This window comes from Pseudomonas sp. CCC3.1 (genome assembly GCF_034347405.1).
In the GTDB taxonomy this organism is placed as follows: Bacteria; Pseudomonadota; Gammaproteobacteria; order Pseudomonadales; family Pseudomonadaceae; genus Aquipseudomonas.
In genome coordinates this window covers 4841604-4859223 of the sequence record NZ_CP133778.1, presented here as the reverse complement: position 1 = coordinate 4859223, position 17620 = coordinate 4841604, and the positions used below count along the sequence as shown (strand labels likewise).

Sequence of the window (17620 nt, the reverse complement as noted above, 5' to 3'; positions counted from 1 at the left end):
GGTCGCTGCGCAACCCATCGCAGCCTGCGGCAGCGGCTACACAGGCTGGCTATTACCCGGCAACGCGGGCAGTTTGGCCAGACGCAGCGCCACCAGCAGGGCGATCACCAGCAAAGCGCCGATGAACGCACCGATGCCGTTCCAGCCCGCGTAGTGCCAGAAAAAGCCCCCTGCGGTCCCGGCCACGCTCGACCCGGCGTAGTAACAGAACAGGTACAGCGACGAGGCTTGGCCCTTGGCTTTAGTTGCACGGCGGCCGATCCAGCTGCTGGCCACCGAGTGCGCACCAAAGAAGCCAAAGGTGAACAGCAGCATGCCGATAATCACCAGCGCGATGGGTTCGAACAGGGTCAGCGCGATACCCGCCAGCATCAGCACAATCACTGCCCACAGCACTTTGCGACGGCCCAGTTTGTCAGCCAGCGCGCCAATTTGTGCCGAGCTGTAAATGCCCGACAGGTACACCACCGAGAGCAAGCCCACCACGGCCTGGTTCATGTTGTACGGATCGGCCAGCAAGCGATAACCGATGTAATTGAACAGCGTCACAAAGCTGCCCATCAGCAAAAACGCTTCCAGAAACAGCCACGGCAAACCGGCATCGCGAAAGTGCATGGTGAAGCCGTTCAACAGGCTGCGCGGGTTCATGGTTTGCGGGCGGAAGTTACGCGACTCCGGCAAGATCTTCACAAACACCAGGGCCAGCACCAATGCCAGGCCGCCGATCACCAGCATCGCGGTGTGCCAACTGACGAAGTCGATCAACACCCCCGTGATCAACCGCCCGCTCATCCCGCCAATCGCATTGCCGCCGATGTACAACCCCATCGCCAGGCCAATGTGTTGCGGGTGAATTTCCTCGCTCAAATACGTCATGGCGACAGCGGCCAGCCCGCTCAGCGACAACCCCACCAGCGCGCGGGTAATCAGCACGCCTTCCCAGCTCGGCATAAATGCACTGAGCAACGTAAAAACAGCTGCACTGAACAATGCAAACACCATCACCGGCTTACGCCCGATGGCATCAGAAATAGGCCCGGTCACCAACAAGCCGATAGCCAGCATCCCGGTGGCCACCGACAAAATCAGGCTGCTTTGCGCGGCGTTAATCCCGTATTCATGGGACAGCATCGGCATCATTGGCTGCACGCAATACAGCAGGGCAAACGTCGCAAAACCGCCCGAGAACAGCGCCAGCACCGTTCGCATGAACATCGGCGTGCCTTTCTCGATAAACACGTCATTGAGTTGAGCGACAACATCATCCAGTGCAGTGGGCGGGATTTCGTGAGCGAGGGGGGCGACAGCAGTTTTCACGGGGACCTCATAACGCGTGCAGCCAAACGGCAATGGCAAAAGAATATAGCCCGCTAACGATTCTTTCCAATATATTATTCGACCTGTTTGATAGGTTTAACGACTTAATGGAGTTTGCATGGAACTGCGCCATTTACGCTATTTCATCGCTGTCGCCGAAGAACTGCACTTTGGCCGGGCCGCCCAGTTGCTGGGCATCTCTCAACCGCCGTTGAGCCAGCAAATACAGGCGCTGGAACAAGAGCTGGGGGCGCGGCTGTTCGAGCGTACCAACCGTCGGGTCGCGCTCAGCGAAGCCGGGCGATTGTTTCTCGACGAGGCGCGTCAGGTGCTGGCGCAAGTCGACAAAGCCGCCGACGTCGCCCGCCGTGCGCAGTTGGGTGAACTGGGCGAAATGAAAATTGGCTTCACCTCTTCAGCGCCGTTCAACTCAAGCATTCCGCAGGCCATTTTTGCCTTTCGCCAGGCCTTCCCAGCGGTGCACCTCAACCTCAAGGAAATGAGCAGCCGCGACGTGGCGGAGGCGTTGGTGGAAGAGTCGATCGAAATCGGCGTCATGCGCCCGTTCCCCTTGGCAGACTCGCTGGTGGCCGTGGAACTGTTCAGCGAGCCCTTGGTGGCGGTCATTCAGGCCGAGCACCCATTGGCCGAAGGCAGCGAAAACGGCCTCTACATCGGGGCATTGGCTGACGAACCGTTCGTCTTCTTCCCGCGCAGCTACGGCAGCGGGTTGTATGCGCAACTGCTGAGCCTGGCGCGCCAAGCGGGTTTCAGCCCGCACATCGCACAAGAAGCGGGCGAAGCCATGACCATCATTGGGCTGGTTTCAGCGGGGTTGGGTGTGTCCGTGTTGCCCGCGTCGTTCCAGCACATGCGCATCAAAGGCGTGGTGTACAGGCCCCTGCTCGACACAGACGCCAGCACCGCCGTGTGGCTGGTGCAACGCAAAGGCAACCCCTCGCCGATGGCCAAGGCGTTTGCTGAGCTGGTGACGCGCAAGATGGTGAAGCCCTAGGAGTGAACGGATATAGCTGACATAACAAAGCGGCCTTCCTGACGAGAGGGAGTGTTAGGGACTGATTCTTTGGGTGTAACCTTTGGGCTACATTTTGTGGATGATTGAAATTATCCGCAGCACAATATTTTCGCGTTGGTTGGCAGATTTGCCAGACAGTCGGGCGCGGGCGCGTATCTTGCTCAGGCTTGATCGAATGGCTGAAGGCAATTTGGGTGATACCAAATTTGTTGGCGCAGGATTGAAAGAGGCTCGTATCGATTACGGTCCGGGTTACCGCTTGTACTTCATCCAGCAAGGCCAATGTTGGGTGGTTCTATTGTGTGCCGGTGATAAAAGCAGCCAAACCCGCGATATCAAACAAGCGCGACTGATTGCCAAAGACTGGAAGGAGTACAACCTTTGACCGAAAAGTTCACCCGCTGGGACAGCGCCGAATTCCTCAAAACTGAAGAGGATATAGGTTATTACCTGGAAGCCTGCATGGAGGAGGCTGGCGATGACCCTGCTTTCATTGCCAAAGCGCTTGGCACCATTGCGCGAGCGCGGGGCATGAGTCAAGTAGCGCGGGATGCAGGTCTTTCAAGAGAAAGCCTGTATCGAGCGCTGTCCGGGGAAGGCAACCCGGAGTTTGGGACCATTCTTAAAGTAGCCAAGGCGCTTGGGCTAAAGCTGCATATCTCCAAGTGAACGGGGGAGGGCTGTCTCTGGAGTAATGCCAGTCAGTTAAGCGAACGCTGTTTTATATGCAGCGAGAAACCTGTGGGAGCCTGGCTTGCCAGCGATGCAGGCGATGCGGTTTTTCTGTTAAACCGCGTCGATACTCTCGCGGGCAAGCCCGCTTTCACAGGGGCGCCAAGCCCTCAATTCACCTTCGACAAATCCCCTTTCAACGCCACGCCTGCAATGACTGCGCCCGCATGGCACTCGTAGGTTTTCGGGTCTTTGCGCTCGTTGCGTTTGTAGAAGCTGCTGATGTCGGTCACGGCGTTGGCACCGGCTTTTTTGGCCGCGTCATGCAGGGTGATCAACGCCGATTGCAGCGCCCAGGAGCACGCCTGGTAATCGGTTTTGTTAAAGGCGTTGGTCTTTTTGTTGGTCACGGCGCCAGGGCTGATAACGGTCACTTTGCCGCTCGGTGTGTTACCCGCCAGATAGAACTTTACGCTGCCATCAATTTTGCCGGTGCTGATGGCTTCGGTGACCACCTGATCAAAGGGCAGGTACAAGGTGTCATCGCGTGCCTGGCTCACAGCAGGCAGTGCGCACAGCAGAACAGCGGTCGTTGCCAGAGTCTTGAATTGCATAACTGAGGTCTCCTTGACCTTAAGGCCAGCGACGGAATATCAACGATGTGTTGACCCCGCCAAAGGCAAAGTTGTTGTTCATGACGTAGTCGTTGTGCATCACGCGAACTTCGCCGCGCAGGTAATCCAGCTCGCCGCAGCGCGGGTCAACTTGATCCAGATTGAGCGTCGGCACATAACGATCGCGGTTCATCATTTCGATGCTGAACCACGACTCCAGCGCCCCGCAGGCACCCAGCGTGTGGCCCAAAAAGCTCTTCTGCGAACTGATGGGCATGTGTTTGCCGAACAACTCGCTGGTGGCCTGGGTTTCGGCAATGTCGCCCTGTTCAGTGGCGGTGCCGTGGCCGTTCACATAACCGATGGCGTGAGCGCCAATGCCTGCATCTTCCAGCGCCAGTTCCATGGCTCGGCGCATGGTGCTGACTTCTGGGCGGGTGGTGTGCTGGCCATCGGCGTTGCTGCCAAAGCCGACGATTTCGGCATGGATATGCGCGCCGCGAGCCAGCGCATGTTCCAGCTCTTCGAGCACCAGCATGCCGCCGCCTTCACCAATCACCAGGCCGTCGCGGCCGCTGTCGTAGGGCCGAGGGCTGGTGTGCGGCGCGTCGTTTTTAAGGCTGGTGGCGTACAGCGCGTCGAACACCATGGCTTCGGTGGGGCACAATTCTTCGGCGCCGCCCGCGAGCATCAACGGCAGGCGGCCGAACTTGATCGACTCGTAGGCATAGCCAATGCCTTGGCTGCCGCTGGTGCAGGCGCTGGAGGTGGGGATCAGGCGTCCGGTGAGGCCAAAAAAGATGCTGATATTCGCCGCGGTGGTGTGCGGCATCATGCGCACGTAGCTATTGGCGTTGAGGCCTTCGGCGACCGAGTTGAGCAGCATGTTGCCGAAGGCTTTGATTTCGTCCGTGCTGCCGGTGGACGACCCGCAGGCCACGCCCATGCGCCCGTCCCGAATGATCGGATTGCCCAGCAAGCCCGCGTCTTGCAAGGCCTGTTCGGCAGCGCCGACCGCCAGGCGCGATACACGGCCCATGCTGCGCAGTTGTTTGCGGGTCCAGTGGCTGGGCACCGCAAAGTCATCAATCGGCCCCGCCAAACGGGTGTTGAGTTCGGTGAAGCGGTCCCACTCGTCCATGCGCCGGATGCCGCTGCGGCCCGCGACAAAGTTGGCTTCGATGCTGGCCCAGTCACTGCCCAGCGACGTGATGCCGGCCATGCCGGTAACGACAACGCGCTTCATCAGCACAGGCCTCCGTTGACGGCCAGCACTTGGCGGGTGATGTAGCCGGCTTCGGCAGACATCAAAAAGTTGACCGCCCCCGCGACTTCTTCCGGGGTGCCCATGCGTTGCGCGGGGATCATTTTCATCAGGTCTTCTACGGGGACATTTTCGTCGAGCATGGCGGTATCGATCAGGCCCGGGGCCACGCAGTTAACAGTGATTTTGCGTTTGCCCAGCTCAATGGCCAAGGCTTTGGCGGCGCCGATCAAGCCCGCCTTGGAGGCGCTGTAATTGACCTGGCCGCGATTGCCGATCAGGCCGGACACCGAGGTGATGCACACAATGCGTCCGGCCTGACGACGGCGGATCATCGGCATCATCACCGGGTGCAACACGTTGTAAAAACCGTCGAGGTTGGTGCGCATCACCACGTCCCAATCGTCTTCGCTAAGGGCCGGGAAGGCCCCGTCGCGGGTCAGTCCGGCGTTCAATACCACGCCGTAATAGGCGCCATGGGTTTCCACATCGGCCTCTAGAATGTCCCGGCATTGAGCGCGGTCCGACACGTCGAATTGCAGCACGCGGGCGTTACGCCCCAGCGCCAGCACTTGCGCCATCACGGCATCGGCTTCGCTGCGGCCACTGCGGCAATGCAGCACCAGATCAAAACCGGCTTGGGCCAGACGCAAGGCAATGGCTCGGCCGATGCCACGGCTAGAGCCGGTGACTAAAATGGACTCAGTCATGGCGAGTCTCCTGGGAAGCTTGAGCAAGGTAGTGTTCAGCCTGAGGTGGACGGAACACGTTCAGGCGGGCGGTGGCGTGAATCTGCGGGCCAGTGAGATGGCACTCGAACACGCCCATGCCGTTGTCGTCTTCCAGCGAGCGCAGCGCATGGATCTGCAACTCGGCGCCCAGCGGGAAGTGTTCCACGTTGCATTCGAACTTGCGGGTGCCGAGTAAAAACCCCAGTGCAACGGGCTTGCCTTCCAGGCGCGCACGGCAACCGGCGTAGGCGGCCACACTTTGCGCCATCAACTCGATGCCGACCCAGGCGGGCAGGCTGCCGTCTTGGCGGTTAAACAGGCCGCCTGCGCGCACGGTGAGGCGGGTCTGAATGGTTTCTTCATCACACGCCAGGACCTGATCGATCAAGATCATGTCGCCAGCGTGGGGCAGCAATTCGGCGAGCGGCCAATCAATCATGGGGCGTCTCCGATAATCAGGCTGACGTTATTGCCGCCGAAGGCAAACGAATTGCTCATCAGGCAGCGTTGTGGGGCGGGTGCCAGGGTTTGGCCGGGCGTGACCCAGTTCAGCGCGGGCAATGCCGGGTCGGGTTGACCGTCCCAGATATGCGGGGGCAGGGCGTTGCCGTGGGTCAGGCTCAACCAGCAAAACGCGGCCTCCAGCGCCCCGGCGGCGCCCAACGTGTGCCCGGTCATGGGTTTGGTCGATGAACATGGCACGCCTTGTGGGAAGACGTGGGCCACCGCGTGGCTTTCCATGGCGTCGTTGTGGAGCGTGGCGGTGCCATGCAGGTTCAGATAGCCGATGTGGTCGGCCTGCAAACCCGCGCGCTTCAAGGCGATGTGCATCGCTTGCACGGCGCCCCGGCCGCTGGGTTCGGGGGCTGAAATATGGTGTGCGTCCGAGCTTGCGCCCGCACCCAGCAGGGCAATCGGCTGCGGGCCGCTGGCCTGTTTGCTCATCAAGAACAAGGCCGCACCTTCGCCGATGTTGATCCCGCGGCGGTTCACCGAAAACGGGTTGCAGCGCTCATCAGACACGGCTTCCAGTGCGCAAAAGCCGTTGAGCGTCAGCTTGCACAAACTGTCGACGCCGCCGCACAGCACTACGTCGCAGAGGTTCATGCTCAGCAGCCGCTGCGCGCTCATCAAGGCGCGCGCGCTGGAGGTGCAGGCCGTCGAAATCACATAGGTCGGGCCGCTGATGTTCAACCAGTCGGCAAGGAAGGTGGCGGGTGCGCTCAGCTCTTGCTGCTGGTACTGGTAGTCGTCGGGAAACTGTTGGTGTTGCCCATAGTGCTTGATGCCACGACTCGCTTCCTCGATGCCCGAGGTGCTGGTGCCCAGCACAATGGCGATGCGGTCACGGCCATAGGTCTGAATGGCAAGCGCTATCTCATCGCGAATCTGCAACGCGGCGTCGAGCAGTAACTGGTTGTTGCGGCTGCTTTGCTCACGCAGAGGCGCCGGGACAGCCACCAGCGCGCCCTGCACGCTGCCCACCGCTACCGAGCGCCCCGGCACCCAGCCGGTGGCGCGCCGTATGCCCGAGCAATCCCCGGCAAACAGTTGGCGCGCGACTTCATCCGGGCCACGGCCCAGTGAACACACAATGCCCAGCGCATTCAGGTAAGCAGTCATGGGGCCGTCTCAGTGTTGGATGAGGTGTCGAGTGGGCTGATGGTGTAACGCACGCCGTTTGCCAGGTCGATGCTAAACACCTGTGGCTGTCGGTAGTGCACGTGCCAGCGTTGATCGATAGCGCGCTGATCCGTGCTGGATTTAGCCTGTGGATAGTTATCGGCCAGTTGATCGTTTGGCGTGAGCGCAAACAGCAAGGCGGCGAACAGTTCGCGGGCCTCCGGGTTGGGCGGCAGCAATCCATCGGCCTTCCAGTGGCTGTTTTGCAGCAACTGCCGCGCCAGAGGAATCCCCAGCGGGTCCATGAGCGACCAGCGCAGCCCGGCGTCTTCTTGCTGAATCACCAACAACCAGTCCTGGCGCTGATCGGCTTGTTTGCGTAGCACATGCAACTGCATCGGCAGCGCCAGGGTTGGCGTGTGTTTGGGCAGAGGCAGGCTGGTGCAGCCACTCAACAATACAAACAGGCACAATCCAAGGGCCGCGATAATCCTGTAGCCGCTGCCGCAGGCTGCGATAAGGGCCGCAGGACCTTCAGCATTGCAGGGCTGCTGCGCACCCCATCGCAGCCTGGCGGCAGCGGCTACAGGTTTTGCAGAGGTCATTGCAGATTGCCTTGCAAGGGTTTACGGGCGACCACGTTGACCAGGGTTTCTTCACGCTGGCCCACGGGTTTGGCTCGGCGCAAGCCAAAGCGTTCCAGCAGCCCGAAATCGCTGGAGCGGCTCCACCACAGATACGGGTACGACACGTTGCGCGCCTCAAACTCAAAGCCCTGATCGTGGATCATCTCCAGGTACTGCGCGGCACTTTTTTGCACGTGCATGGGGTGGCGGAACAGCCAGCGAATCACCCACGTGTCGATGTAAGCCTCAGTGGACTCGGCAAACAGCAGGTAGCCGCCCGGCTTGAGCACCCGATAAAACTCGGCCAGCGCCCGGTCCTGTTGCACCAAGTGATGAAAGGTCTGGTGGCAGAACACCATGTCGACGCTGGCATCGGCCACGTTCAGTTCGGCGCAGTCGCTGCCGATCAGCTCAATGTCGAGCCCTTGACGCTGAGCTTCTTCGCGGCTCAGCTCAAGGCTCAGCGGGTCGGCATCGAGGCCGATCAAACGCTGTGGGGCGAAGGTTTTTTGCAGGTACTGGAATGATTTGCCCTGACCGCAACCTGCGTCCAGGATCACCGGCGCAGGCGGCAGCTCATGGCTGAACAGACCGCGCAGGTCGTTGATCGCCACCCTCAAGACGTGGTGCTGCCAGGTGTGGCTGCGCAAGAACCAAAACCCGAAACGGGTTTCTTCGACGTAGGTATCGCTAAGCGGTTTCATTGGGCCTCCATGGCGCAGATGTCCGACAGCATGCGCAAACGGCGCTTGGGTTCGCTGACAAACGGGTTGCGTTCATCCCAGGCGTAGCCCGCCAGAATCGAGCTGATCATGCGGCGGATCTGCGGTGAACTGTCGGGGTGGTAAATAACGTCCTGAAAGGTCCCGGCGTACCAGCCTTCGACGTAACAGCGGAAGGTGTCGACGCCGCGCTTGAGCGGCTCGGCAAACTCGGTGTGCCAATCCACGGTTTCGCCTTGCAACTGACGGTGCAGCACCGCCGCCGCCATGCTGGCGGAGCGCATGGCGATGGTCACGCCCGAGGAAAAAACCGGGTCGAGGAACTCAGCGGCGTTACCCAGCAGCGCAAAGCCCGGGCCGTGCAGGGTTTTGACGTTGGCCGAATAGCCGCCGATGGTGCGCGCGGGGGTGTCCCACAGCGCATTGGCCAGCACCCGTTGCAGGCTTGGGGTTTCATCGATAAAACTGCGCAGGCGCTGGTCGAGGTCTTCGCTGCGGCCTGCAAAGTGTTCCGCTGCCGCCACCACACCCACCGAGCAGCGGCCATTGCTGAACGGGATGCTCCAAAACCAGATGTCGCGTTGGGTCGGGTGAGTGGTGATCAGGATTTTGTCGCGGTCAAAGCCCGAGTCATCAATGCGGTCTTCAATGTGGGTGAACACGGCTTGGCGCACCGGGAAGTTCGACGGCGCCTCCAGGTCCAGCAGGCGCGGCAATACGCGGCCGTAACCGCTGGCATCGAGAATAAAGTCGGCTTCAAGCGTGTAGCGGCTGGCGTCTTCGCGTTCGACCGTGAGCAACGGTTTGGCCCGCTCAATATCCACCTCAATCACGGCTTCACCGTAACGGATCTCAACCCCTTGCAGCGCGGCCTGGTCGGCCAGCAGCTTGTCGAAGTCGGCCCGTTGTACTTGAAACGTGGAGGGCTTGCCGTCACTGAATGTGTCGCCAAAGTCGAAGGCGGTGTACTGCTCGCCCCACGCGAAGGCCGCGCCATTTTTGAGCTGGAACCCCGCAGCTTGCACGGCCTCCAGCATGCCCGCCTCCTCGATAAAGTCGATGCAGTGCGACAACAGGCTTTCGCCAATGGAGAACCGCGGGAAGTGCTGGCGCTCGACGATCAACACGTCGTGCCCCTTGCGTTTGAGCAAGGCCGCGGCAATCGCGCCGGACGGCCCAGCACCGATTACCACGACGTGGCGACGTTCCATTTCAACTACAGACACACAGGCTCCTTGCCGGGGGTTACGGCAGACTTCAAAGGGGGTTTGTTCATGCCGGCCAAGGCCGGTAACAGCGTTGCGATCAAGCCCATCAACATCAGCGCGACATACAGCGCCGGACTGATGAGCTGTTGTTGCAGCAGCAGGTTGAGAAACACGATTTCACTCAGCCCGCGAATATTGAGCAGCAGGCTTTCGCGCCAGCGACTCGCGCTGGCAAACGACGGTGTGGCCCAACCCAGGCCGAGCCAGTTGCCCAGCAGCTTGCTGAGCACGGGCAGCACGACCAGTGCGGCGATTTGCAGCGCGCTTAACTCGATCAGGGCGCTGTGCAGGTTGATCTGCACAATGCCGAACGTGAGAATCAGCGGCACCGCGCCATAGGTTTGCAAACGCTCCATCCAGACAGGTTTTAACGGCATCACCAGCGGTACCTTGAGCCACGCCATGCACAGCAAATAACCGACACCGAAAATCAGTGCATTGAGGCGGTAATGCTCGGCCACCACCAGCAACGCGAAAAAGCTCAGGCTGTAACACAGCGGCTGGCGAATCCGCAGCCCGCGCAGCAGCAATGGCAGCAAGGCGCCTGCCAGCGGCAGCAGCAAACTGTTGAGGTTGAGGCTGCCTTGGGCCAGGCCGAACAGGCTCCAGCAAGTCAGGTCGATCAGAATCGCGCTTTGCACCAACCGCCGAGTGGCGGCGGGCGGGTAGTCGATATGGCGCAAGTACAGGTACAGCACCGGGATGGCCGTGATCGCAAACACCAGGCCCACGGCCAATGTACTCAGCCAGGGTTGCGCGGGCAGTAGCCACACCGCGCAGCCGAGTCCGCAGGCAAAAGGAACGGCGAAGCTGGGCACGGCGATTTTCAGGCTTTGGCGGTCAATGCGCAGGTCAATCACGTCACTCAAAATGTGCCCCAGCAGCAGGGCAAAACTCAGGCTGTACAGGCTTTTTAGCCACACCGGCGCCACCAGCTGCGCGCCGCTGAGTTGCCAATGTGGCTCCACCCACAGCAGCATCAACAAAGGCAAACCGATGGACGCCAGCAGCAACTGGCTGACGATCGGGATCACCCGATAATGACGGCCGATGCGGGTCGCGACGGCAAATAAACCCAAGGCTAATAGCCAGAACAGCAGCGTCATCATGGGGTGTGCGCCTTTTGGCCTAGCTCTTGTTTACGGGCCCAGGGCGCGAGCATAAAGCTGAACGCCAGCCCCAGGCTGACCGACAGTCCGAAGTTGCTGACCGCAGGCGTGCTGGACACGGCCAGCAGGCCAAACGACAGCCACGTGGTGAGCGCCGCCAGCAGGGTGCCGAGCAGGCTGACGGCGGCGCCGCCGATTTGCTCGCGCATTAAAATCGCGTAGTCGACGCTGATCGCCGTGACCAGCAGCAAGCCGAACAGGCTGAACAAGGTCAGTGGCTGGCCCAGCCAACCGAGGCTGGCCAGACTGCACAGAGCAGCCAGCAGCGGCAATGCAATCATGCGCACTGCGCCACCCAATCCGAAGGGCGCGATCAACAACAAAACGATCAGCCCGCAGGACAGCAGCTTGAGTTCTGCCGCGCTGATTTGGGTCGCGGCGAACACCGTGTTCAAGTCACCCAGGCGATCTACCAACTGCACGCCGGGCAAGCCTTGGGCCTGTGCCCGCAGCACGCTGGCGTTGCTCAAGCCTTGCAGGCTGACCATCGCGGCCACGCCGTTAGCCTGCTTGCCCAGCCACAGCGCCCGCCACGGCTCGGCCAGCGGGCCCACGAGCGCATCGTCGATGTGTTGCTCGGGCAAGGCGTTGAGTTGCGTCAGCTCCTGTTGCAGCGCGGCCTCGGGCACACCCAGTTCCAGCAACGGCTGCCAGTGTTGTGGCAGTTGCTTCAAGGCTTCGCGCAGTTGCTGTTGTTCGCGGGGCAGGCTGACTAACTGGTTGAGGGCCAAATACCCTTGCAGCTTGCCCCCGTTGACCAATTGATCGAGCCGCGCGCTGAGAGCGGTCTGGCGCTCCAGCAATTGCTGCTCGTTGTCGGCGCGTACCAAAAAGAATTGGCTGGTGGGCTGGTAACCGGTAATCCGCGCAATGGCTTGGGCTTCGGCCAGCAGTTGCGGCGGCGCGCCGACCCATTGGCGAATGTCGTTTTTACTGGTCAGTTGCCACACGCCCGCTGCGCAAAATGCCAGCAACAAGGCCAATAGCACAGGCGTCGGGACTTTATTCAGCAGCGCCTGGCGCGCATCGAGCAGGCTTTGCGCGATACGCAGCGGCCATTGCGCAGGGCGCAGCTCCACACCCTTGAGCAGGGCCGGCAGCAGGCACACGGCGCTCAAATAGGCGCCCACTAAACCGGCGGCAGAGAAAATGGCGATTTGGGTCAGGGCTGGAAACGGGGTAAACGCCAACGCTAGGTAACCGATGCAACTGGTGGCCAGGCTCAGGCTCAGGCCGGGCAGCGTGAGGCGCAGGGCAGGCCAACTGCGCCAGGGTTTAAGGCTCCAGCTTTTAGACAGGTAATGCAGCGGGTAATCCACGGCCACGCCGATCAGGCTTGCGCCCAGCACCAGTGTCATCACGTGTAGGTGGCCAAAGAAGGCAACGCAGGCCACGGCGCCAAACAGCATGCCGACCAACACCGGCACAAAGGCCAGCAGCACGCGCCAACGGCGGAACGCCAGCAGCAACAGGAGCAAAATACCGAGGGTCGCGCCGCCGCCGACCCAGGTCATTTCACGGGTGGCTTGTTGCTGGCCACTGGCGGCGTAAAGCAAGCCGCTGGCGGCGAGCAACTGCACGTTTTGATTGGCCGCTTGCCCGCGGCTTTTTTCCAGTAACGCGGCCACTTGCAGCGGCAGATTCATGTCAAAGGCATTGCCTTGGGTGCGTGCGCGCAGCAACACCCAGCTTTTGCCGTCAGCGTCGGCGATCAAGGCACCGCTGCCAATGTCCAGTTGCACGGCGCCGCGTTGGGGCTGGCTGTTTTGGATGCGCCCGGTCAGGCCCAGCCAATCGTCTTGGCTGGGCACCAGACTGAATCCGGTGAACGGGTCGAACAACGCTTGCACGCGCTGTTGAATAAAGGCTTCGGGGTGTTCGATCAGTTGCGTGCGGTCCACTTCGCCCAGCATCGCCAAGCGCCCGCGCAGCAGTTGCTCGCGCAGGGCCGGGAGGTCGGCTTGCAGGTTCCACTGCACCTTTTCAAACAGGCCGCTGGCTTGCCATTGCTCGCCCAACTGTTGCGCGGTGGCGATGGCGTGCTGTCGGTCGGCGCTGCCCACCAGCACCAGCATTTCGCGATTGAGGGGCTCTTGCATGCGCTGTTCAGCGCTCAGCTCCAGCGCATCCGGTGATTGGCCGGGCACCAGTTCCATCAGGTTGGCCGACAGCGGTGCGCCATGGCGCCATTGCCAGCCAGCCAGCGCGAGCACGGCCAGCAGCAGGATCAAAAAGCCGCGAGGCAACCAGCGTTCACTGCGCAAAGTCGTGTTGCTCCGCAGGGCTCAAGGGTTGATTGCTGACGCTGTTTTGCATCGTTAACACGGTGCTGTCGCCTTGGGTTTCTTGCAGCTCGATGCGTTGCACCAGCTCGCCGCCGTCAATGTTGATCTGGTTGAACACCTGCTTGAGCAGCAGCGAGCGCGGGGTGAGGATCAGCTTCCAATGCTCGGGTTCGCCTTGCAATTGCAGGTCGAAGTCGCGCTGCAAGCCGCTGCTGTCGCCTTGCAACACGGCGAGAAATAGGCGATTTTGCTCGGCCCCGGCACTTTTGCCAGGGAGCATTTGCCACTCGCTGCCGTTGCGCCGGGCAATGCCAAGGGCGGTGATGCGGTAGTCCTGTTGCAGCGGGGTTTTGAGCTGCCACAGCAGGCCGTGGTCTTTGGCCAGCACAAAGGTCCCGGTGCTGGTCAGCGGCTTGGGGAGCGCCCGCAGGTGTTTTTGCTGGATGAAATCGCCGTGAATGACCTGGGGTTTGGCCAGTTGCTCGCTCAGTTGTTGCAGGTCGAAGGCGTGGGCCAATGGCGATAATCCGAACAGCAAAGCGACCACGTATGCCCTGTAGTCGCTGCCGAAGGCTGCGATAAGGGCCGAAGGACCTTTACCCTTGAAAAAGCGCGACCCCTTCGGGCTCGATCGCAGCCTGCGGCAGCAACTACACAGAGCGGCGATCAGCTTCATGGCAGGACCTTTGCGACAGCGTCGGTGAAGCACGCAGGCGACGCCAGTTGCATCTCGCGGCTGGCAATGTCGACCGCCACTTGCACGGTGCAGGCCCGTGTCAGACGCTCTCCGGTGGCGGCATCGGTAATCAGGTAGTTGATCTTCAGACGGTTTTCCCACTCCACCAAACTGGCGCGCACGTTGATCTGCTGGCCGAAGGTGGCGCCACGCACATAACGCAGTTGCAGGTCGATGACCGGCCACGCGTAGCCTGCGTCGAGCATCTGCGTGTAGTTGTGGCCGATGTGATCGAGCAGGGCGCAGCGGGCAATTTCCAGGTATTTGACGTAATGCCCGTGCCACACCACATGCATGGTGTCGATGTCGAAAAACGGCACCAATATGTCGGTGTCGACGTGCAAAACGCCTTTGCTACGCATGCAACCTCCAGTGTTGTTGGGCAATACGGGTCAGACACAGGCGCAACTCGGCTTCGAGGGCGCGGTCTTCAATGACCGGGGCAAAGTCTTTGCCCAGCTCGGCGTGCATGGCGGCGAGGGCGGGCGGGAGCGGGCGAGCGTCTTCGGCACGGCTGCGCAGCCACACACCCTGGTTGGCAGCCAGCAAAGTGGCGGCAGCGACTTGCTCGGTCAGTTCCAGCACGCGAATCGCGTCACGGGCGGCGATGGTGCCCATGCTCACTTTGTCTTGGTTGTGGCACTCGGTAGAACGCGAAAACACGCTGGCGGGCATGGTGTTTTTCAGCGCTTCGGCGGTCCAGGCGCTAGTGCCGATTTGCACCGCTTTAAAGCCATGGTTGAGCATTGCCCGTTCTGCGCTGGCGCCTGACAGGTTGCTTGGCAAGCCGTGGTTGTAACGCACGTCCACCAACAGCGCGAGCTGGCGATCAAGCAGGTCGGCGACGTTGGCGACCAAGGTCTTGAGGCTGTCCATGGCAAAGGCGATGTGCCCGCCATAGAAGTGCCCGCCGTGCAGCACGCGTTCTTCTTCGGCGTCGATGATCGGGTTGTCGTTGGCGCTGTTGAGTTCTGTTTCGATAAACCCGCGCAGCCAGTTCAGGCTGTCGGCCAATACGCCCAGCACGTGGGGCGCGCAGCGCAGCGAGTAACGGTCTTGCAACCGATGCAATGGCGCAGTCGGGGCGTCGATGGCCAGGTCTTGGCGAAGCCAGGCCGCCACCTGCATTTGCCCCGGATGCGGCTTGGCGGCGAACAGGCGCTCGTCGAAATGTTCGGGGTTGCCTTGCAGCGCCACGACATTGAGCGCAGTGATGCGGGTCGCCAGTTTGAGCAGGTAGTCGGCGCGGGCATACGCCAGGCACGCCAGGCCAGTCATCACGGCGGTGCCGTTCATCAGCGCCAGCGCTTCTTTGGGGCGCAGCACCAGCGGTGTCCAGCCCAGTTCCCGGTGCACGTCGGCGGCCAGGCGGCGCTCGCCGTTGAACATCACTTCGCGCTCGCCAGATAACGTGGCCGCCACATAAGACAACGGCGTCAGGTCGCCGCTGGCGCCCACCGAGCCTTCTTCGGGGATCAGCGGCAGCACGTCGTGGGCGATAAACGCTTGCAGGCGTTCCAGCAATTCGACCCGCACCCCGGACACGCCGTGGCACAGCGACTGCAAGCGTGCGGCCAAGACCGCGCGGGTGGCTTGGGCGTCGAGCAGTTTGCCCAACCCGCAGCCGTGAAAGGTGTAGAGGTGACGCGGCAGCGCTTCCACATGTTCCAGCGGCACGGCGACCACGCACGAGTCGCCGTAGCCAGTGGTCACGCCGTAGATCACGCCTTCTTTATCGAGCAATGAATCGAGAAAACGTGCGCCTTTGGCGATGCGTTCGCGAAACTCGGCATCGTCCTGCAAGCGGGTGGGTGCATGACGATTGGCCAGGGCCAGCACGTCTTCAATGCGCAGCGGGGTTTGGCCGAAGGTTACTGGCTCATGCAGATGCATCGTCATCGGTCTTCCAGAAAGGGTAAAAGTTAAACCATTGTTGCGGCGCTTCGAGGCAGTAATGCCCCAGCCGTTCGGCGTAGCGGGCGGCCCATTGGGCAATCACCTGCTCGCGGTCGCTGCGCCGCCACAGCACGGCCTCGGCGAAGGGTTCGAGGATGACGCGGTAACGGCCTTCGCGTTTCAGGCAGAACAGTAAATTGACCGGGCATTTGAGCAGCCCGGCCAGCAGCCAGGGGCCTTGGGGGAAGTGCGCCGGATGTCCGAGAAAGCTAGCCTGCACATGGCGCCCGCCGTGCAGCGGCACGCGGTCACCGGCAATCGCCAGCCACTCACCGTTTTCCAGGCGCTGGCTCAGTTGCAGCATGACCGCCGGGTTGAGTTCGCTGACTTGAATCAGCCGCAGGTGGGTGGCCCCGGCTTCGCCCAGCAGGCGGTTGAAGTGTTCGGCGTGTTTGGTGTGCACCAGCACGTTCATGGTGACTTTTTCACCCAGCTCGGCGAGGGCACGGCACACCTCAAGGTTGCCCAGGTGCGCACCGACCAGCATCTGCCCGCGCTCGCTGCGCATTTGATCGCGCAGGCGGGCGGGGTCGACGATGTCGATGTCTTCGATCTTCAGACGGCCGTTCCACATGTCGAGCTTGTCGAGCAGCGCATCGGCAAAGGCCATGAACTGGCCGAACACCCGCCACTGAGTGGGGCGCAAGGCCGGTTGCCCGCTCCAGTCGGCTAACCGCTGCTGGTATTGCCAGAGGCTGCGCCGGGCACTGCGGCCGAACAAAAAGAAGTACAGCACGATGGCGTACAGCACGGGCGTCAGCAGGCGGCGACCGAGCACTTTGACCCCGAAGGCGGTGAGCTTCATCAGCCAGAAATTGCCGCGCTCTTTGTGGTCAGCCCAATGCTGTTGTGATTCGCTCATGCCCGCCAGCGCCTCCATACAATGCTCGGCATGCGCACCAACATGCCGAAGAACAGCTTGGTGTGCATGCCCGAGATCAGCGCGTTGTCATGGAACAGGCGAAAGTGCGACAGGCCATCCTGCGGGTAATGCACCTGGGTCGGCAGCCAGCGCATCGGCTGATTGCGCCAGGCCAGGCGCACCAGGATTTCGGGGTCGAAGTCCATGCGTTTGCCCAGCTTGACCGAGTTGATCAATGCCAGCACGGGGGCGAGCGGGTACACCCGAAAGCCGCACATCGAGTCGGGAATTTGCAGCGACAGGCTGTTGATCCACACCCAGACGTGGGTCAGGTAGCGCGCATACAAACGGCCTTTGGGCACGCTGGCGTCGTACTGTGGATAACCGCAGATCAGCGCCTCGGGATGCTGCTGCGAGGTGTGGATAAAGGTCGCGACATCGCGCAGGTCGTGCTGACCGTCGGCGTCGACCTGCAAGGCGTGGCTAAACCCCAGGCGCGAAGCCTCACGCAGCCCGGCCATCACGGCGCCGCCTTTGCCTTGATTGACCGCCAGGCGGATCAGGTAGGTGTTTTCGGCGTTGGCCAGTTGCTCAAGGACTGCGCTGCACGCAGGGCTGCTGGCGTCGTCGACCAATACACAGGGCAAACCTGCGGCCAGCAACGCCTCGACCACAGCGGGCACGGCGGTTTCATGGTTATAAACCGGGATCACGGCGCAGGGGTTATGCATGGGGGGCC

Annotated in this window: 19 protein-coding genes; 3 read left to right on the top strand and 16 right to left on the bottom strand. The window is 61.4% G+C overall.

Going from position 1 to position 17620, the window contains the following annotated elements; translation table 11 throughout:
• Positions 1 to 36: 36 nt before the first annotated feature.
• Positions 37 to 1284 carry an MFS transporter gene (locus RHM56_RS21165; protein ID WP_416194923.1) on the bottom strand — a complete coding sequence of 416 codons (1248 nt, stop codon included), beginning with the start codon at positions 1282 to 1284 and terminating at the stop codon, positions 37 to 39.
• Positions 1285 to 1435: 151 nt separating this feature from the next.
• On the opposite strand from RHM56_RS21165, the gene RHM56_RS21160 reads away from it, so the two are divergent.
• The 3 genes from RHM56_RS21160 (at position 1436) to RHM56_RS21150 (ending at position 3022) form a co-directional block, all read left to right on the top strand.
• A complete protein-coding gene (locus tag RHM56_RS21160; RefSeq protein ID WP_322235769.1) occupies positions 1436 to 2332 on the top strand; it encodes a LysR family transcriptional regulator in 897 nt (298 codons plus the stop codon).
• A gap of 100 nt (positions 2333 to 2432) precedes the next feature.
• On the top strand, positions 2433 to 2738 hold the full coding sequence (locus RHM56_RS21155) for a type II toxin-antitoxin system RelE/ParE family toxin (RefSeq protein ID WP_322235767.1): 306 nt from the start codon (positions 2433 to 2435) through the stop codon (positions 2736 to 2738).
• Entirely contained in the window at positions 2735 to 3022 is a 288-nt protein-coding gene (locus RHM56_RS21150) for an addiction module antidote protein (RefSeq protein ID WP_048366693.1), read from the top strand. Before RHM56_RS21155 ends, RHM56_RS21150 begins: the two co-directional genes overlap by 4 nt.
• A 173-nt stretch (positions 3023 to 3195) precedes the next feature.
• Here RHM56_RS21150 and RHM56_RS21145 read toward each other — a convergent pair whose 3' ends face one another.
• The 15 genes from RHM56_RS21145 to RHM56_RS21075 are packed head-to-tail and all read right to left on the bottom strand — an operon-like array spanning position 3196 to position 17612.
• Positions 3196 to 3639 carry an excinuclease gene (locus RHM56_RS21145; RefSeq protein ID WP_322235764.1) on the bottom strand — a complete coding sequence of 148 codons (444 nt, stop codon included), beginning with the start codon at positions 3637 to 3639 and terminating at the stop codon, positions 3196 to 3198.
• 19 nt (positions 3640 to 3658) lie between these two features.
• A complete protein-coding gene (locus RHM56_RS21140; RefSeq protein ID WP_322235762.1) occupies positions 3659 to 4885 on the bottom strand; it encodes a beta-ketoacyl-ACP synthase in 1227 nt (408 codons plus the stop codon).
• Positions 4885 to 5613, bottom strand: coding sequence for a 3-ketoacyl-ACP reductase FabG2 (gene fabG, locus RHM56_RS21135; protein ID WP_322235760.1), 729 nt, complete (start codon positions 5611 to 5613; stop codon positions 4885 to 4887). The genes RHM56_RS21140 and fabG overlap by 1 nt, the downstream gene beginning before the upstream one ends.
• Positions 5606 to 6073 carry a hotdog family protein gene (locus RHM56_RS21130; RefSeq protein ID WP_322235758.1) on the bottom strand — a complete coding sequence of 156 codons (468 nt, stop codon included), beginning with the start codon at positions 6071 to 6073 and terminating at the stop codon, positions 5606 to 5608. Before RHM56_RS21130 ends, fabG begins: the two co-directional genes overlap by 8 nt.
• The gene (locus RHM56_RS21125) at positions 6070 to 7257 is read right to left on the bottom strand and encodes a beta-ketoacyl-[acyl-carrier-protein] synthase family protein (RefSeq protein WP_322235756.1); all 1188 of its coding nucleotides are present in this window, start codon (positions 7255 to 7257) and stop codon (positions 6070 to 6072) included. The genes RHM56_RS21130 and RHM56_RS21125 overlap by 4 nt, the downstream gene beginning before the upstream one ends.
• The gene (locus tag RHM56_RS21120; RefSeq protein ID WP_322235755.1) at positions 7254 to 7862 is read right to left on the bottom strand and encodes a hypothetical protein; all 609 of its coding nucleotides are present in this window, start codon (positions 7860 to 7862) and stop codon (positions 7254 to 7256) included. Before RHM56_RS21120 ends, RHM56_RS21125 begins: the two co-directional genes overlap by 4 nt.
• The gene (locus RHM56_RS21115; protein ID WP_322235753.1) at positions 7859 to 8587 is read right to left on the bottom strand and encodes a class I SAM-dependent methyltransferase; all 729 of its coding nucleotides are present in this window, start codon (positions 8585 to 8587) and stop codon (positions 7859 to 7861) included. The genes RHM56_RS21120 and RHM56_RS21115 overlap by 4 nt, the downstream gene beginning before the upstream one ends.
• The gene (locus RHM56_RS21110; protein ID WP_322235751.1) at positions 8584 to 9831 is read right to left on the bottom strand and encodes an NAD(P)/FAD-dependent oxidoreductase; all 1248 of its coding nucleotides are present in this window, start codon (positions 9829 to 9831) and stop codon (positions 8584 to 8586) included. The genes RHM56_RS21115 and RHM56_RS21110 overlap by 4 nt, the downstream gene beginning before the upstream one ends.
• The gene (locus RHM56_RS21105) at positions 9822 to 10982 is read right to left on the bottom strand and encodes a sodium:proton antiporter (RefSeq protein ID WP_322235749.1); all 1161 of its coding nucleotides are present in this window, start codon (positions 10980 to 10982) and stop codon (positions 9822 to 9824) included. The genes RHM56_RS21110 and RHM56_RS21105 overlap by 10 nt, the downstream gene beginning before the upstream one ends.
• The gene (locus RHM56_RS21100) at positions 10979 to 13306 is read right to left on the bottom strand and encodes a hypothetical protein (protein ID WP_322235747.1); all 2328 of its coding nucleotides are present in this window, start codon (positions 13304 to 13306) and stop codon (positions 10979 to 10981) included. Before RHM56_RS21100 ends, RHM56_RS21105 begins: the two co-directional genes overlap by 4 nt.
• Positions 13296 to 14003, bottom strand: a complete 708-nt coding sequence (locus RHM56_RS21095; protein ID WP_322235745.1) for an outer membrane lipoprotein carrier protein LolA — start codon at positions 14001 to 14003, stop codon at positions 13296 to 13298. Before RHM56_RS21095 ends, RHM56_RS21100 begins: the two co-directional genes overlap by 11 nt.
• Positions 14000 to 14425 (bottom strand): acyl-CoA thioesterase, encoded by a 426-nt coding sequence (locus RHM56_RS21090; RefSeq protein ID WP_322235743.1) that lies wholly within the window; start codon positions 14423 to 14425, stop codon positions 14000 to 14002. Before RHM56_RS21090 ends, RHM56_RS21095 begins: the two co-directional genes overlap by 4 nt.
• Entirely contained in the window at positions 14418 to 15962 is a 1545-nt protein-coding gene (locus RHM56_RS21085) for an aromatic amino acid ammonia-lyase (RefSeq protein ID WP_322235741.1), read from the bottom strand. Before RHM56_RS21085 ends, RHM56_RS21090 begins: the two co-directional genes overlap by 8 nt.
• Positions 15943 to 16881 (bottom strand): glycosyl transferase, encoded by a 939-nt coding sequence (locus RHM56_RS21080; RefSeq protein WP_322235739.1) that lies wholly within the window; start codon positions 16879 to 16881, stop codon positions 15943 to 15945. The genes RHM56_RS21085 and RHM56_RS21080 overlap by 20 nt, the downstream gene beginning before the upstream one ends.
• The gene (locus RHM56_RS21075; RefSeq protein ID WP_322235737.1) at positions 16878 to 17612 is read right to left on the bottom strand and encodes a glycosyltransferase family 2 protein; all 735 of its coding nucleotides are present in this window, start codon (positions 17610 to 17612) and stop codon (positions 16878 to 16880) included. The genes RHM56_RS21080 and RHM56_RS21075 overlap by 4 nt, the downstream gene beginning before the upstream one ends.
• Positions 17613 to 17620 lie beyond the last annotated feature (8 nt).

What these genes read in the sequence shown, in the direction of transcription:
- RHM56_RS21160 (WP_322235769.1), top strand. Translation starts at nt 1,436, where the DNA reads ATGGAACTGCGCCATTTACGCTATTTCATCGCTGTCGCCGAAGAACTG.
- RHM56_RS21155 (WP_322235767.1), top strand. Translation starts at nt 2,433, where the DNA reads ATGATTGAAATTATCCGCAGCACAATATTTTCGCGTTGGTTGGCAGAT.
- RHM56_RS21145 (WP_322235764.1), bottom strand. Translation starts at nt 3,639, where the DNA reads ATGCAATTCAAGACTCTGGCAACGACCGCTGTTCTGCTGTGCGCACTG.
- RHM56_RS21140 (WP_322235762.1), bottom strand. Translation starts at nt 4,885, where the DNA reads ATGAAGCGCGTTGTCGTTACCGGCATGGCCGGCATCACGTCGCTGGGC.
- fabG (WP_322235760.1), bottom strand. Translation starts at nt 5,613, where the DNA reads ATGACTGAGTCCATTTTAGTCACCGGCTCTAGCCGTGGCATCGGCCGA.
- RHM56_RS21130 (WP_322235758.1), bottom strand. Translation starts at nt 6,073, where the DNA reads ATGATTGATTGGCCGCTCGCCGAATTGCTGCCCCACGCTGGCGACATG.
- RHM56_RS21125 (WP_322235756.1), bottom strand. Translation starts at nt 7,257, where the DNA reads ATGACTGCTTACCTGAATGCGCTGGGCATTGTGTGTTCACTGGGCCGT.
- RHM56_RS21120 (WP_322235755.1), bottom strand. Translation starts at nt 7,862, where the DNA reads ATGACCTCTGCAAAACCTGTAGCCGCTGCCGCCAGGCTGCGATGGGGT.
- RHM56_RS21115 (WP_322235753.1), bottom strand. Translation starts at nt 8,587, where the DNA reads ATGAAACCGCTTAGCGATACCTACGTCGAAGAAACCCGTTTCGGGTTT.
- RHM56_RS21105 (WP_322235749.1), bottom strand. Translation starts at nt 10,982, where the DNA reads ATGATGACGCTGCTGTTCTGGCTATTAGCCTTGGGTTTATTTGCCGTC.
- RHM56_RS21095 (WP_322235745.1), bottom strand. Translation starts at nt 14,003, where the DNA reads ATGAAGCTGATCGCCGCTCTGTGTAGTTGCTGCCGCAGGCTGCGATCG.
- RHM56_RS21090 (WP_322235743.1), bottom strand. Translation starts at nt 14,425, where the DNA reads ATGCGTAGCAAAGGCGTTTTGCACGTCGACACCGACATATTGGTGCCG.
- RHM56_RS21085 (WP_322235741.1), bottom strand. Translation starts at nt 15,962, where the DNA reads ATGACGATGCATCTGCATGAGCCAGTAACCTTCGGCCAAACCCCGCTG.
- RHM56_RS21080 (WP_322235739.1), bottom strand. Translation starts at nt 16,881, where the DNA reads ATGAGCGAATCACAACAGCATTGGGCTGACCACAAAGAGCGCGGCAAT.
- RHM56_RS21075 (WP_322235737.1), bottom strand. Translation starts at nt 17,612, where the DNA reads ATGCATAACCCCTGCGCCGTGATCCCGGTTTATAACCATGAAACCGCC.